Source organism: Paenibacillus sp. PDC88 (genome assembly GCF_900106725.1).
Classification (GTDB): domain Bacteria; phylum Bacillota; class Bacilli; order Paenibacillales; family Paenibacillaceae; genus Paenibacillus; species Paenibacillus shunpengii.
In genome coordinates, this window is the sequence record NZ_FNNT01000004.1 from 377,576 (window position 1) to 393,343 (window position 15,768).

General features: G+C 46.8%; 15 protein-coding genes and 1 other annotated feature. Of the genes, 14 read left to right on the forward strand and 1 reads right to left on the reverse strand.

Annotated features, from left to right (window positions below):
• Positions 1-4: 4 nt before the first annotated feature.
• The 7 genes from BLW49_RS15100 to BLW49_RS15130 all read left to right on the forward strand — a co-directional run bounded on the left by BLW49_RS15100 (position 5) and on the right by BLW49_RS15130 (position 6,941).
• The gene (locus tag BLW49_RS15100) at positions 5-694 is read left to right on the forward strand and encodes a YggS family pyridoxal phosphate-dependent enzyme (RefSeq protein WP_076313229.1); all 690 of its coding nucleotides are present in this window, start codon (positions 5-7) and stop codon (positions 692-694) included.
• A 5-nt stretch (positions 695-699) separates the two neighbouring features.
• Positions 700-1,167: a cell division protein SepF gene (locus tag BLW49_RS15105; RefSeq protein WP_076313228.1), complete on the forward strand. Its 468-nt coding sequence runs from the start codon at positions 700-702 to the stop codon at positions 1,165-1,167.
• Between the two features lie 7 nt (positions 1,168-1,174).
• On the forward strand, positions 1,175-1,444 hold the full coding sequence (locus BLW49_RS15110) for a YggT family protein (protein ID WP_090725400.1): 270 nt from the start codon (positions 1,175-1,177) through the stop codon (positions 1,442-1,444).
• A gap of 35 nt (positions 1,445-1,479) precedes the next feature.
• Positions 1,480-2,262 carry a YlmH family RNA-binding protein gene (locus BLW49_RS15115; protein WP_076313227.1) on the forward strand — a complete coding sequence of 261 codons (783 nt, stop codon included), beginning with the start codon at positions 1,480-1,482 and terminating at the stop codon, positions 2,260-2,262.
• A gap of 136 nt (positions 2,263-2,398) precedes the next feature.
• Complete coding sequence (locus BLW49_RS15120; RefSeq protein WP_076313226.1) at positions 2,399-2,908, forward strand: DivIVA domain-containing protein; 510 nt, start codon at positions 2,399-2,401, stop codon at positions 2,906-2,908.
• 79 nt (positions 2,909-2,987) lie between these two features.
• Positions 2,988-3,262: a binding site (T-box leader), on the forward strand.
• Between the two features lie 71 nt (positions 3,263-3,333).
• Positions 3,334-6,423, forward strand: coding sequence for an isoleucine--tRNA ligase (gene ileS / locus BLW49_RS15125; protein WP_090725402.1), 3,090 nt, complete (start codon positions 3,334-3,336; stop codon positions 6,421-6,423).
• Between the two features lie 233 nt (positions 6,424-6,656).
• The gene (locus BLW49_RS15130; protein ID WP_371264569.1) at positions 6,657-6,941 is read left to right on the forward strand and encodes a DUF5665 domain-containing protein; all 285 of its coding nucleotides are present in this window, start codon (positions 6,657-6,659) and stop codon (positions 6,939-6,941) included.
• A 41-nt stretch (positions 6,942-6,982) separates the two neighbouring features.
• On the opposite strand, the gene BLW49_RS15135 is transcribed toward BLW49_RS15130, so the two are convergent.
• A complete protein-coding gene (locus tag BLW49_RS15135) occupies positions 6,983-7,717 on the reverse strand; it encodes a TraR/DksA C4-type zinc finger protein (RefSeq protein ID WP_090725405.1) in 735 nt (244 codons plus the stop codon).
• A gap of 224 nt (positions 7,718-7,941) precedes the next feature.
• On the opposite strand from BLW49_RS15135, the gene lspA reads away from it, so the two are divergent.
• From lspA to carA, 7 genes are all read left to right on the forward strand, one after another.
• On the forward strand, positions 7,942-8,433 hold the full coding sequence (gene lspA, locus BLW49_RS15140; RefSeq protein WP_090725406.1) for a signal peptidase II: 492 nt from the start codon (positions 7,942-7,944) through the stop codon (positions 8,431-8,433).
• 4 nt (positions 8,434-8,437) lie between these two features.
• A complete protein-coding gene (locus BLW49_RS15145) occupies positions 8,438-9,379 on the forward strand; it encodes an RluA family pseudouridine synthase (protein ID WP_090725408.1) in 942 nt (313 codons plus the stop codon).
• Positions 9,380-9,597: 218 nt separating this feature from the next.
• Positions 9,598-10,851: an LL-diaminopimelate aminotransferase gene (locus tag BLW49_RS15150; RefSeq protein ID WP_090725526.1), complete on the forward strand. Its 1,254-nt coding sequence runs from the start codon at positions 9,598-9,600 to the stop codon at positions 10,849-10,851.
• A gap of 798 nt (positions 10,852-11,649) precedes the next feature.
• Positions 11,650-12,204: a bifunctional pyr operon transcriptional regulator/uracil phosphoribosyltransferase PyrR gene (gene pyrR / locus BLW49_RS15155; protein WP_076313221.1), complete on the forward strand. Its 555-nt coding sequence runs from the start codon at positions 11,650-11,652 to the stop codon at positions 12,202-12,204.
• Positions 12,201-13,115, forward strand: coding sequence for an aspartate carbamoyltransferase catalytic subunit (locus tag BLW49_RS15160; protein ID WP_076313220.1), 915 nt, complete (start codon positions 12,201-12,203; stop codon positions 13,113-13,115). Before pyrR ends, BLW49_RS15160 begins: the two co-directional genes overlap by 4 nt.
• 108 nt (positions 13,116-13,223) lie before the next feature.
• Positions 13,224-14,528 carry a dihydroorotase gene (locus BLW49_RS15165; protein WP_090725410.1) on the forward strand — a complete coding sequence of 435 codons (1,305 nt, stop codon included), beginning with the start codon at positions 13,224-13,226 and terminating at the stop codon, positions 14,526-14,528.
• A 96-nt stretch (positions 14,529-14,624) separates the two neighbouring features.
• Positions 14,625-15,767, forward strand: coding sequence for a glutamine-hydrolyzing carbamoyl-phosphate synthase small subunit (gene carA, locus BLW49_RS15170; RefSeq protein WP_076313218.1), 1,143 nt, complete (start codon positions 14,625-14,627; stop codon positions 15,765-15,767).
• Position 15,768 lies beyond the last annotated feature (1 nt).

A 15,768-nucleotide genomic window follows, 5' to 3' on the forward strand; every position in this document is an offset into this window, starting at 1 on the left:
CTCCTTGTCACTGGAGGAGAGAATACAGTATGTGGATGAACGCATCCATGCTGCTTGTGAGGCAAGCGGACGTAATAGAGAAAGTGTGAATGTAATCGCGGTAACGAAGTATGTATCTGCCGAGATGACAGAGAAAGTGCTTGGCAGCGGACTGGTACATATTGGCGAGAACCGATGGCAAAATGCCGAGGAGAAATGGAATACGCTCGGCCATCGGGGGATATGGCATTTTATCGGACATCTTCAGACAAACAAAGTGAAGGATGTAATTGGCAAGTTTCCATATATCCATTCGTTAGACCGATTGTCTCTCGCTCGCGAGATCGAGAAGAAGGCAGCGCAGCTGGACATTAAAGTACAGTGTATGCTGCAGGTGAATATATCCGGTGAAGAATCGAAATATGGTCTTCAGCCCGAGCAGGCTGTTCCGCTGCTCAAAGAAATTCGTGAATTTAAGCATGTTCAAGTCGCCGGACTTATGACAATGGCCCCCTATGAAGAAGAAGCGGAACGGACGCGTCCCGTATTTCGTGGACTTCGTGAACTGAGAGACGACTTGAATAGACAAGCCCTGACCCATGAACCATTGACGGATCTGTCGATGGGAATGTCCAATGATTATGAGATTGCAATTCAGGAAGGTGCAACTTGGGTGAGGCTGGGAAGTGTTCTCGTAGGTAAAGAGGAGGGCTAAAGGAGATGAGTGTAGTGAATAAATTTATGAATTTTTTCGGTCTTCAAGAAGAAGAAGAGGTTGTAGAACGCGAGCAGGTTAACACACGCGTAGAAGAACCTGAACAAGAAGTTGAAACGCCGAGCTTTGATAAACGTAGAAACCAGAAGGGCAATAATGTCGTAAGCATTCATTCCCAAAAAAATGTAAAGGTCGTTCTGTACGAGCCGCGTAGTTACGATGAAGCACAGGAGATCGCCGATCATATCAAATCCCATCGGACCGTTGTTGTCAATTTGCAGCGTGTGCGTAAGGATCAGGCTCTTCGCATTATTGATTTTCTAAGTGGAACCGTTTATGCGCTTGGCGGAGGCATTTCCAAAATCGGCGGAAACATTTTTCTCTGTACACCCGACACCGTTGAAATACAAGGAACCATCGCGGAAATACTTACAGATCACGACAGCGAAGTAGATTACAACAGAATGAGGTGACAGGTTTTTGGAATTCGTAGTTCGATTTGTTGACAGCTTGGTTAACATTTACTATTGGATGATCATTATTTACATCCTAATGTCTTGGCTGCCTAACGCAAGAGAGTCTAAGTTCGGAGAAATATTGGGCAAGCTTGTAGAGCCATACCTTGCTCCTTTCCGCAGATTCATACCGCCTATTTTCGGAATGCTCGACATCTCCCCGATTATAGCCATTATTGCGCTGAGGTATGCTGCAATGGGTTTGAACGCTATACTACAAGGAATTTTCACTTAAGACACGATTAAAATGATTAACAGGGTGATTATGAAATGCGTACAGACATTTATGAACATTTTCACCCCGATGAACGGGATTTTGTAGACAAGGCCTGGGAGTGGGTGGAACGTGCCGGACAGTATCATGAGATGAAGCTGACGGACTTTCTGGACCCGCGCCAGGCCTATATTTTGGATACGCTGGCGAATCGCAGAGGAGATGTACAAGTGCGTATGGAAGGCGGCTCTGCTAATGCGGAGCGTCAAAGAGCACTGATTGCTCCTGACTATGCTTATCTAGATGGTGAGGATATGGGACTTGCTATTCTAAGCATTACTTCGGCGGATCAAAAATTTCTGCAGCTCGATCACGGGGATTACATGGGGGCGCTGCTGAGCCTTGGGCTCAAACGTGGAAAGCTCGGTGACATTCACGTCCTGGATGACGGATGCCACACCGTTGTTGCCAGAGAGATCGCAGACTATTTCTCGCTTCATTTACACCAAGTGCATCGGATGAATGTATTTACGGACATACTGCCGATAGATCAGCTTCGGACGAGTGATGTTGCTCTCCAGATGATGGATCTGACGGTGGCTTCTTTGCGTTTGGACGGGATTGCAAGCGATGTGTATAGACTGAGCCGGAGCAAGATTCTTACACCGATTAAGGCAGGACGCTGCAAAGTGAACTGGAAGGTGGCAGAGGATCCATCCAAAATGCTGCAGGCAGGGGACGTCGTATCTGTCCAAGGCTTGGGGCGTTTTAAAGTGATGGAAACCGACGGAATGACCAAGAAAGGTCGGTTTCGTGTGAAAGTGGGTAAATTTGTGTAAATAGATTTGCAGGAATTCTTGTTTTCTTGTCGAAATCTTTAGGTCAGAGTTTATGAAATGATGTACTGGACCGATAAATAAAATGAAGTTCAATGCCTCTCTAATCAAGAGGTTAATACTATAGGAGGTGGACAGCATGCCACTAACGCCGCTGGACATACATAATAAGGAGTTTGCCCGCCGTATTCGTGGTTATGATGAGGATGAGGTCAATGAGTTTTTGGATCAAGTAATCAAAGACTACGAGGCTGTTATCCGTGAGAACAAGGAGCTAAGCACACAGTTGCTGTCCGTGCAGGAGAAGCTGGATCATTTTGCTAATATTGAGGAAACGCTCAGCAAGACCATTATTGTTGCGCAGGAAGCTGCTGATGAAGTGAAGAACAATTCGAAGAAGGAAGCTCAGCTCATTGTGAAGGAAGCAGAGAAGAATGCAGACCGGATCGTGAACGAAGCTTTATCTAAGTCACGCAAAATTTCGCTTGAAGTTGAGGAGCTCAAGAAGCAGGCTTCTATTTACCGAGCTCGTTTCCGCACGCTTGTTGAAGCTCAACTGGAGCTGTTGAGTGTGGATGGCTGGGAAGCTCTGGAGAACCGGGAGCAGGAAGTTCGTGAGCGCGAGCGCGAAATGAAGGAAATTTACTAATACCAAATACACAGGTCATCTGTCAGGTTGACTTTTTGCTGTAAAGAGGCTATAAATATTGTTATATGTAAATTATAATACAGGTTTGATGATGGGAACCAGTAAGCTCATGAGCATTCGTTTACAGAGAGTTGGCGGTAGGTGCGAGCCAATGAAGCGGACCATGGCTGAATATCATCCCGGAGAAGTGAAGCTGAAAGCATGCTGCAGCAGCTGCAATTAAGCCGAACCGTGTGCCGAACGTTACATCGGCTCCTTATGGCAGTCACATAAGGATTAGAGCGCCGTTTATTTGTCACATGCAGACAGATGACGGAACTAGGGTGGTAACGCGAGAACAGTCTCGTCCCTTTTTGGGGCGGGGCTTTTTTATTTTTTCTTGGAGTTGTATTACACCAAAGGTAACTGATGAAAGGAAGAGATGGATGAAACGAGTTGACGTCAAGGAGAAGGCTCGCGCACGTGAGCAGCGAATCCTGGGAAAATGGCAGACGGAAGATACATTTAAGAAATCAATCGAGAATCGTGAAGGCAGACCTAATTATGTCTTCTATGAAGGACCGCCTACAGCGAATGGAGCGCCACATATTGGCCACGTGCTGGGCCGTGTAATTAAGGACTTTGTCGGCCGCTACCAAACGATGAACGGATACCGGGTTGTCCGCAAGGCAGGCTGGGATACGCATGGTCTTCCGGTGGAGCTCGGTGTAGAGAAACAGCTGGGAATCAGCGGAAAACAAGAAATTGAGAATTATGGTGTTGAAGAATTCATTAAGAAATGTAAAGAGAGCGTATTCGTATATGAGCATAAATGGCGTGAGCTGACGGAAGCGATCGGATACTGGACGGATCTGGATCATCCTTATGTAACACTGGATAACACCTACATCGAGAGTGTATGGAACATCCTGGCTACGATTCATGACAAAGGCCTGCTCTATCGGGGCCACCGGGTAAGCCCTTATTGCCCGTGCTGCCAGACGACACTCAGCTCTCACGAAGTGGCACAAGGCTATGAGGATGTGAAGGACCTTAGTGCAACAGCGAAGTTCAAGCTTCATGACCGTGATGAGTACATCCTGGCTTGGACAACGACGCCTTGGACACTCCCGTCTCACGTTGCGCTTGCTGTTAACCCGGAAATGGAATACGCACGTGTTAAGCAGGAAGACGGAATTTATATCGTAGCGAAAAATCTCGTCGAGAAAGTGATGAAGGGTGACTACGAGGTGCTGTCCACCTTGCAAGGCTCTGAGCTTGTTGGCTTGACTTATACTCCGCCGTTCAACTATATTTCAGCCGAAAAAGCGAATATCGTGGTTGGAGCAAGCTTTGTTACGGATGCCAGCGGTACAGGGATTGTTCATATGGCTCCCGCTCATGGTGAGGATGACTACAAGACTTGTCGTGAGAATGGAATCAGCTTTGTCAGTGTCGTGAATTCGGAAGGGAAGTATACCGAGGAAGTTACCGATTTCGCCGGACGTTTTGTTAAGGATTGCGATCTTGATATCGTGAAGCATCTGTCTGAGCAGGGTCTGCTGTACAGCAAGGAAAAAATTGAGCACAGCTATCCATTCTGCTGGCGCTGTAAATCTCCTCTTCTGTACTATGCTATGGACAGCTGGTTTATTGAAACGACGGCAGTAAAGGATCAGCTGATCGCCAACAACAATACGGTGAACTGGTATCCAGGACACGTACGTGAAGGACGTTTTGGTAAGTTCCTTGAGGATTTGGTGGATTGGAACATCAGTCGTAACCGTTACTGGGGTACTCCGCTGAACGTGTGGGTATGTCAGGATTGTGGAGGCCAGTTCGCTCCTCACAGCCACGAAGAGCTGCGCAAGCATGCGACCTCTGAAGTAAGTCCGGAGCTTGAGCTTCATAAGCCTTACGTTGATGAAGTGAAGGTACATTGTACACACTGTGAGAATGGAGTTATGGAACGGACCTCAGAAGTGATCGATGTGTGGTTTGACAGCGGGTCGATGCCGTATGCACAGCATCATTATCCGTTTGAGAACAAAGAGACGTTCGAACAGCAATATCCTGCGGACATGATCTGTGAAGGAATTGATCAGACCCGCGGCTGGTTCTACAGCCTGCTGGCTGTTTCTACTTTGTTCACAGGTAAAGCACCTTATAAGGCTGTAATGGCAACAGGTCATATTTTGGATGAGAACGGGCAGAAGATGTCCAAATCCAAAGGAAATGTAATTGATCCTTGGGAAATCATTGAGGAGTATGGTACGGATGCATTCCGCTGGGCACTCCTGGCAGACAGTGCTCCATGGAACAGCAAGCGTTTCTCCAAGGGCATCGTCGGAGAAGCCAAATCCAAAGTCATTGACACGATTGTTAATACCCATGCCTTCCTTGCGCTCTATGCTGACATTGATGGATATGATCCAGAGAAGCATCCATTCGAAGGATCCGAGAATAAGCTGGATCGCTGGGTGCTGTCACGCCTGAACTCCCTCATTGCAAAAGTAAGCAAGGGACTTCAGGTGAATGACTTCCTGAATGCGGCGAAAGCGATTGAAGTATTTGTCGACGAATTGAGTAACTGGTATATCCGCCGTTCCCGTGATCGGTTCTGGGGCAGCGGTCTGACTGAGGATAAGCTTGCAGCGTATGGCACACTGACAGAGGTACTCTTAACGTTGTCTAAGCTGATGGCTCCATTTACACCGATGCTGTCCGAAGATGTCTACGGTAACCTTGGAGGAAAGGGCAGCGTGCATCTGACCGATTATCCGGCAGCGAATGAAGCTCTGATTGATGAGAAGCTGGAGCAGGATATGGAAACGGCTCGTAACATTGTTGAGCTTGCACGGAATGTTCGTAACGAGACAGGGATCAAGACCCGTCAGCCGTTGTCGGCCCTCATTGTATCGCTCAGTCATGACTTTGATCTGCCTGGCTATGAAGAAATCATCAAGGATGAGATTAACGTGAAGAGTATTGAGGTGGAGACGAGCGACAGTGGATTTGTTGACTTTACACTTAAACTTAATCTGAAAGTAGCAGGTAAGAAATACGGCAAGAATGTAGGCTTCCTGCAAAATCATTTTAAAGCGATGAGTGCAGAAGATACTCGTTCAGTTGTTGAAGCCGGCCAGTTCAATATCGTTTCACCGGACGGAGCAGAGCTGGAAGTGACTAGCGAAGAGCTGTTGATTGAGAAAAAAGCAAAAGAAGGCTTTGCGGCAGCTTCCGGCTATGGACTGACCGTTGCATTGAATACGGAGATAACGCCTGAGCTTGAACAGGAAGGTCTGGTTCGTGAGGTGGTCCGTGCGGTACAGGATACGCGTAAGAAGCTTGATCTTCCGATTGAGAAGCGTGTAAACCTGACACTGGATGTGGATCATGAGCTGAGAACAGCGATTGAAGCTTTTGAATCCGTCCTTCGCGAGAACGTATTGGTTACGGATTTGGCGTTTGGCGCATCGGATGATATGGAACGGGTAGAAGCCGGTTCGAGAACGATTGGTGTGAAGATTCACTAGAAAAAATAAGGAAGCTTTTCCGGCTAAAATGCCGGTAAAGCGGACATAATAGCAAAGAATTGCATGTGAAAGCGAGCCGCTAATGCCGAAGGATAACTCCCTCGTCTTACGGCTCGTTTCATATTTACTGAAATAATTGAAGGAATGAGGCCTTTTTCGTTATGAACAATATTCGGCGAAGATCACGCATTCGTCAGCATTATTCCGCAGAAGTGAAGCAAATGAACGAACAGATGGATGAGATGCATAGTGTTCTTCAGAAGCTCGCTCTTGATCTGGAGAAATCAAGGATTGCAGATTATACGAGACTGCTGCACAAGCCTCTGCGACTGATCTGGCTTAATTTGTTATCCGGAACAGCAAGAGGGGTCGGGATTGCGATCGGATTCACCTTTTTTGCTGCGACAATTGTGTATGTTCTTCAGCAGCTTGGCGCGCTGAATTTACCGATTGTCGGGGATTACATTGCCGATATTGTCCGCATCGTACAGAGACAATTGGAGCTGGATACATATTAGAGCGCTTAAGCATTAGATGGTATTCGCTTTAGGCGGACGAACTATAGTTCATCTTCAATAACATCCGGCTCCAAAATGCTCATGCCCTCGTGATTCTCCAAATATCTTCTGTACTGCTTGTTGCGTACAACGGATACGTTCTGGCCGTAAATGTCTGTCGCGAGAAAGCTCTCATACGCTTCAACACAGCCATCAATCTCCTCGGCAGCCTCCATGTACATGGCATCATAATCATCGTTATTGTTGCCTTCCTGAAGAGCGGGGCTGTTGGAATTTCCGTAATTTTCGAGAATCTGCCAGGTATCTTCACCATCGAATCCATTCTGGGTATCCTTTTCATCCAGGCTTGTTCTGCCGAACGGAGGGCTAAGAAATTCCTCCTCGATCGGACGGTCCTCAGATACCGAGGTTTCAGGAGCATGTTCTCTGCAGAAAATAGTATACGGTACCGCATTTAGCCGTTCATAAGGAATCGGCTTGCTGCATACGGCGCATATACCGTAATCGCCCTCTTCCATATGATTCAGCGCGCTTGTGATTCGTTCAAGCATAAATTCATCGTGCTCATTCAGCGAAATATCTTTTTCACGTTCATACATTTCTGTTGCAACATCACCCGGGTGATTATCAAAAGTCGTTAACTCTCCGGCTTCATAACGTGTTGATCCGCTAAGCCCGTAATGATCGGATTCCTTCTCGCGCTGCTCGATATCGTGTTGCTGCTCAAGAAGCTGCTTCTTCAAGCTGTTCCATTCCTGCTTCGTCAGATGCGTCATGGCGGTCTACTCCTTTAGTTGAACTTATCCTTCATCGGTTTGTCTGTATAGAGTGTGCTGATTTGTTCAATTTTAGAGAAGGAGGATTTTGCAAAAATGATTCACCATGGCCGTCCATTCCCAGGAGCCAGCTTAAAATAGACGCTGTTCGTGACCTTGTGCTACAATATACGAGGCATTACCCATGGAATGGTAAAAGAGAAGGATCGGAGTGACAAAAAAAGGTGATATATTATGTCATTGCACTAATTGTTTTTCTAGTGGACCAGGGTACAAAATGGCTTGTTGCAACTCGGATGACCATTGGGGAGGAAATATCCGTAATTGGCGATTTCTTCTTGATCACTTCCCATCGGAATCGTGGAGCGGCCTTCGGTATTTTGCAGGGTCAGACGTGGTTCTTTATCGTGGTAACAACGATTGTAGCTGTAGCCTTGATCTGGTATATCTACAAGGTGAAATCACAGCCGGATAAAATATTACCTGTAGCTCTTGCTATGGTGCTTGGCGGTGCACTTGGCAACTTTATCGATCGACTGCTGATGGGCGAGGTTGTCGATTTCTTTAAATTTAATTTTGGAAGCTACACCTTTCCGATCTTTAACATCGCCGATTCTGCGATTGTCGTCGGTGTAGGCTTAATCATATTGGACACACTGCTTGAATCAAGACGTGAGAAGCAGGCGGCACAGAGCCAAAAGGAAGGGAAGGAATAAATCTATGACAGATCGGTCCGATCAGGAATCAGGCCAGGACATCCAAGAATGGACCGTTGAGGCGGATTTCGTTAAGGAACGAATTGATAAATATATTGCTGACAGTATGGAGGGCGTATCCCGGTCCCAGGTTCAAATCTGGATTGGTGATGGTCAGGTGACCGTGAACGGCAGCCAAGTAAAGTCAAACTATAAACTGGCGGCAGGAGACAAGATTGAGCTTGTTGTACCCGAGGTTGCCGCGGTCGAAATACTGCCCGAGAATATTCCGCTTGAAGTGGTTTATGAAGATTCAAGTGTCATTGTGGTTAACAAGCCGAGAGGTCTCGTTGTACATCCCGCGCCAGGCCACGCCTCGGGCACGTTAGTAAATGCACTGATGTATCATTGCCATGACCTGTCTGGTATCAACGGAGAACTGCGTCCAGGTATTGTACACAGAATTGATAAGGATACGTCAGGACTTCTGATGGCTGCGAAGAATGATAAAGCCCATGCATCGCTTGCGGCGCAGCTTAAAGACCATAGTGTCAATAGACGTTATATTGCACTGGTTCATGGACATGTTCAGCATGATCAGGGGACCATTGATGCGCCTATTGGCCGGGATGCGCATGATCGGAAGATGTTTACCGTAACGGAGCGTAACAGCAAGCATGCGGTGACTCATTTTTCCGTGATGGAGCGGCTTGGGGATTACACCTTGTTAGAGCTCAAGCTGGAGACCGGAAGAACACATCAAATTCGGGTGCATATGAAGTTTATTGGTCATCCGCTTGTTGGAGATCCGATGTATGGACGAAGCAAGGGTGTGAAGATGAATGGACAAGCATTACATGCGGCAACGCTGGGCTTCGTTCATCCGGATTCAGGCGAAACTCTCGAATTTAATGCCCCTCTGCCTCAAGATATGGAAGATGTACTCGCTTCACTTCGAAGCAGATAAGCTGTTCATTTATATGTTCGATTCTTATATAGAAACCGAAAGGGCCGCAGTGATGTGCGGCTCTTTCTTTATGATTTATTGAGAAGAGAAACTACAGCATGCCTGAATATTTCATGGTGATTGAATGCAAACTGGTGGAAAACCTCAATCCAATGGGTAATAAGTGTGACAGGCATTTTCCGAAATGCAAACTGGTTACAAGGGAGGATGGGACACTCATGAGCATTGACAAATACCAAGAAACGTATATTCAGAATTGCTTTGCTGATCGAATCGGCGGTCCGAACTATGGTAAATCGGCAAACAACAATAAATTGGATAAAATCAAACGCGCAATGGCAGCGGCGAATAAAAATTTTCCCGACATTGAACTGATTAACCTGGGCGCTTACGATCCAAATGAAATGATGGATACAGGAATCGCTGCGACACTAGCTGCAGAGGCTGCGAAGCCGGAAAATCGCGGGTATGCAAATAATGGAATTCCAGAATTTAAAGAAGCGGCTGCAGCATATCTTGCAGAGGTATTCGGTGTAGAAGATATCGATCCTGAGACGGAGGTCGTTTATTCCTCCGGATCCAAGTCCGCTCTGGCCATCATTCCTTCTGCATTTATCAATCCAGGTGATGTTGCTGTTCTGACTGTGCCGGGTTACCCTGCTATGGGAACGCATACGAAGTATTTGGGCGGAGAGGTTTACAATGTTCAATTGACCAAAGAGAACCATTTCCTGCCCGACCTCGCTTCGATTCCAGAAGAGATTGCCCTTCGTACGAAGCTGATTTATTTGAATTATCCGAACAATCCAACAGGTGCTAGCGCAACAGCTGAATTCTTCACTGAAGTGATCGAGTGGGCTAAGAAGTACAATGTGATTGTAGTGCATGATGCAGCTTATGCAGCTCTTACGTATGATGGTCTCAAGCCATTCAGCTTCTTGTCTGTACCAGGTGCCAAAGATGTGGGCGTAGAGCTTCATTCCCTCTCCAAATCGTTCAATATGTCAGGCTGGAGCATGGGGTTTGCAGCGGGGAATCCGCTTGTTGTCAAAGCGTTCAGCGAAATAAAAGACAATCATGATTCAGGGCAATCTATGGCTATTCAAAAAGCAGCTGCTTATGGACTTGCACATCCAGAAATTACGTTGAAAATGACAGAGAAGTACTCCCGTCGTCATGATATGCTGGTACTGGCATTAAATGAGCTGGGCTTCCGAGTAGAGAAGCCAAAAGGCTCCGTCTACTTGTACGTTGAAGCTCCATCAGGAATTGTTGGGGGCCGGCGTTTTGAATCCGCTGAAGACTTCTCCCAGTTTCTGATACGTGAGAAGCTCATTTCTTCTGTACCGTGGGACGATGCCGGTCATTTTGTCCGTTTCTCTGTTACATTCGAAGCAAGCGGTGAAGAAGAGGAGCAGCGTGTAATCGGTGAAATAAAACGCCGGCTAAGTGATATTCAGTTCGAATTCTAATCCTAATCCCAATATACCATGTGGTACCTTTCATAGTTTTGTCACGGATTGATTAATAAAAGTCCTCTGAATTGAGGTAAACTATATATAAGAAATCCATGAAGGAGGCATAATTTTATGGAATTTATCGCAATGATCGCAGTTATTATGGTCTTGGGCGGAATCGGTATTACAGCTATGTTCCGCAGACTTGCCAAGGATGACCATTAATTATTAAATACGTAAGGTAAGAGACCCTTTGTTTAGGGGTCTCTTTTTTTGCGTACATTGCCTGAATCCGGTTAATGAGAGGATCGCTTCAAAGGTCACTGTGCCGATAACTAAGCATCAAAAAAGAACAGTGGATAAATATACGAACTTATTGTATAATTATTAAAAATAATGAATGTTTAATGTATATTTCTCTGATAATTTTGTATAAATCTCATCGCTGTGTAATGTTTATTACTTCACTTGGTGCTTCTTTTTGGTTAAGGTGTTGACAGAGGATAAGCTTTCTGTCATAATTCATGTCGATGAAAAATTGCGTAGGAATGTGAGTAATCCAGAGAGGTTACATGCCGGCGCAATAACATGAATAGCACCTTTAAATCAGTCCCGTGAGACTGGCAAGGTAACGTGATTGGACCCGGATCTTTAGCTGCGGCTGCTGTTTCCGTATGTCCTTTAGAGCTTAGTAACCCGGCGTGCGTAGCCGTGGTTTTGAGACTCCTTGCCCAAGTTTAACGGCAGGGAGTTTTTTTTATCTCATCACGGGACCATAAGAAAGCAAGGAAACCCAGGAGGAGGTTAAACAACATGAGCGGTGAAGCACACGTCATTATGGATGAGATCGCAATTCGCAGAGCACTCACCCGGATTGCACATGAGATTTTGGAGAAAAACAAAGGGATTGAAGGCTGTATTCTTGTCGGCATCCGCACACGCGGTGTATATCTCGCAGAACGCATCGCAGCAAAGATTGAGGAAATTGAAGGGAAGAAGGTTCCCTGCATTGACCTCGATGTCACCCCTTATCGGGATGACCGGAATGTGGAGGCAGATGTAAGACAAAGCATGAAGCAGCAGCTGGACATTGACATTCACAATAAAAAAGTAATTTTGTTCGACGATGTCCTCTACACAGGCAGAACCATTCGTGCTGCAATGGATGCCTTGATGGATATCGGCCGCCCCCAAATGATACAGCTTGCCGTACTTGCAGACCGCGGTCATCGCGAGCTGCCGGTTAGACCTGATTTTATCGGGAAGAATGTTCCTTCCTCAAGATCGGAATCGATCGAGGTTGCTCTGATCGAAGTTGATGGTAAAGACGAAGTCACCATTAATCAGAACCGGGGGAATGAAGCATGATACTAACTGCAAAAAGTATTAGAGAGCGCAGCCTGCTGGGACTGAAGGGTCTGGCAGCAAGTGAGATCGAGTCAATTCTGGATCGGGCGGCACACTGGGATAAACAAGAGGAGAAGCTTGTTCCGGTCCTTGCGTCCAAATTCGTAGCAAACATGTTTTTTGAGAACAGCACACGCACGAGATTTTCTTTTGAAATGGCGGAGAAACGACTGGGTGCTGAAGTATTAAATTTCGCTGCGGCGGCTTCCAGTGTAGCCAAGGGAGAGTCGATCTACGATACGGTACGCACGCTTGAATCGATGGGAATTGACGCTGGCGTGATTCGATTGAAGCCGGAAGGCGTACTTGCGCAGCTTGCTGAGAAGGTGAAAGTGCCTCTGGTTAACGCAGGAGACGGGAATAACGAGCATCCAACACAGGCGCTTCTGGATCTGTATACCATGCGTCAGACTTTTGGAAGTCTCAAGGGACTGAATGTGTCCATCATCGGAGACATCAAGCACAGCCGAGTAGCACGCTCCAATCTGTGGGCGTTGCAAAAACTTGGCGCGAACGTGAAGTTCTGTGCACCAGACATGATGAAGGCTCCTGAGCTCGAAGCACACGCGCCCTATATCAGCATTAATGAAGCACTCAAGGCGGATGTAGTCATGATGCTGAGAGTTCAGCTGGAAAGACATGATAAAGGCATTGATATGAAGGCAGATGAGTATCGTGAGCAGTTCGGACTTACAGAAGAGCGTGCCGCGAAGCTGAATCCAAGCACAATTATCATGCACCCTGCTCCGGTAAACCGGAATGTTGAAATTGATGACGCGGTCGTAGAGAGTCCGGCTTCCCGGATCTTCCCGCAAATGTCGAACGGAGTTCCAATCCGGATGGCGGTTATGGAACGCGCATTGCTTCTATAAATAGGAATGAGAGTAGAAGACAAGACAGAGAAAAATATCAGCTACCAACATTAAACAGGTACAAACATCTTGAATAACGTAGATGGGTGACCGGAGCGGAGGATCTAAATGAAAGCTTATTTTATAAAGAATGCGAACGTGCTGAATCAAGAAGGGGAACTTGAACGGAAAAGCATTATGATAGCGGATGGCAAAATTGTAGACATTATGGATGAAAATGCAGGTCACTTCGCATCAGAAAATACAGATCTAGAAGAAATTGATGCGGCAGGCAAGCTGGTTGTCCCAGGGCTGATCGACATGCATGTACATCTTAGGGAGCCGGGATTTGAGCATAAAGAGACGATCGAAACCGGCAGCCGTTCTGCTGTAAAAGGCGGATTTACTACCATCGCCTGCATGCCGAATACGAGACCTGTCACAGATGATCCGGAAACGGTGCAGCTGGTGCTGAATAAAGCACAGGAAGCAAATCTGGCAAAAGTACTGCCCTATGCAGCTATTACGATCAATGAACTGGGCCGTGAGCTGACCGACTTTGAAGCACTTAAATCAGCAGGGGCGATCGGTTTTACAGACGATGGTGTTGGTGTGCAGAGCGCGCAGATGATGAAGGATGCGATGGCCTTAGCGGCTTCGCTGGATATGCCGGTCATTGCTCACTGTGAAGATAACTCTCTGGTAGAAGGCGCATGTGTAGCCGAAGGAGAGTTCGCAAGGAAGCATGGACTCAAAGGGATTCCAAACGAGTCTGAGGCAATCCATGTAGGACGCGACATTCTGCTGGCAGAAGCAACAGGTGTTCATTACCATGTCTGCCACGTAAGTACAGAGCAATCCGTAAGACTGATCCGCCAGGCGAAAGAAATCGGAATTAAAGTAACGGCTGAGGTATGTCCTCACCATCTGATACTGGCAGATGAAGACATTCCGGGTCTGGATGCGAATTGGAAGATGAATCCTCCACTTCGATCCCGTCGTGATGTTGAAGCCTGCATCAAGGGGCTTGAGGACGGAACGCTCGATATGATCGTCACTGACCATGCACCTCACAGCGCGGAGGAGAAAGCCAAAGGGATGGAGCTCGCTCCATTCGGAATTGTCGGATTTGAGACCGCATTTCCGCTGCTCTATACCAAGTTCGTGGAAACAGGAAAATGGACGCTCAAGTTTCTTGTTGACAAAATGACAGCTGAGCCTGCGCGGGTATTCAGACTGGATACAGGTCGTCTTGAGAAGGATGCCATCGCGGATGTCACCATCATTGATCTTGAAGGACTTCGCGCGGTTGATCCGAACGAGTTTGCGACCAAAGGACGCAATACTCCATTTACAGGCTGGGAGCTCAAGGGCTGGCCGGTTATGACTTTTGTAGACGGCAAGAAGGTATACTCTGATCCAACATTAAGCTAAACAAGTAATCAATATGGTTTACGCACTATTATCTTATCAATTCATTATGTAAGCACATTTTAAATATGAAAGAGATACAACGAAGGAGTGAGTTGGATGCAGGCACAAGCAAGATTATTACTAGAAGACGGCACATTGTTCACAGGCAGAGCATTCGGGGCTGAAGGTGAGCAAACAGGTGAGGTCGTTTTTAATACAGGAATTACGGGCTACCAAGAGGTGCTCTCTGATCCATCTTACTGCGGACAAATTGTAACAATGACCTATCCGCTGATCGGAAACTATGGAATTACCCGGGATGACTTTGAATCGATCCGTCCATACGTGCATGGGTTTGTAACCCGCCGGTATGAACCTGTGCCAAGCAACTGGCGCGCTGAATACAGCATTGACATGCTGCTCAAAGAGCACGGAATTATCGGAATCAGCGATATCGACACACGGATGCTGACACGCCGCATTCGCCATCAGGGAACCATGAAAGGGATTCTGACAACAGGCTCCAAGTCGGTTGAAGAGCTTCTGGAAATGATGGGTGATACGACGATTGATGAGCTTCGCAACCAAGTGCCTCTGACTTCTACGAAACATGTATATAACAGCCCTGGCATCGGCGAAAAAATCGTACTTGTTGACTACGGTGCGAAAACAGGGATTCTGCGTGAGCTGAACAAGCGCGGCTGTGACATTGTGGTCGTACCTCATGACACGACGGCAGAAGAGATCCGCAGATTGAATCCGGACGGAATTCAGCTCTCTAACGGCCCTGGGGATCCAAAAGACGTGCCTCATGCAGTCAAGATGGTATCTGAGCTTCTGGGTGAATATCCGATCTTTGGGATCTGTCTGGGACATCAGCTGTTCGCTCTGGCAGCAGGTGCAAATACGGAAAAACTGAAATTCGGACATCGCGGCGGTAACCATCCGGTGAAGGAGCTTGAAACAGGACGCTGCTATATTACTTCCCAGAACCACGGCTATACAGTTAACGAAGAATCCATTAAAGGAACAGATCTGGAAGTTACACATATCAACAACAATGACAAAACGATTGAAGGGTTGAAGCATACCAAATACCCTGCTTTCTCAGTGCAGTATCATCCAGAAGCAGCACCAGGTCCACAGGATAATTCCTATCTGTTCGACCGCTTCCTTGATATGATTCGTGAACATAAACAAAACAACCCTCAGAAGCCGCGCCAAGCCGTTCTTGCCGCAGCAGGGAAAGGAGCACGCTAAC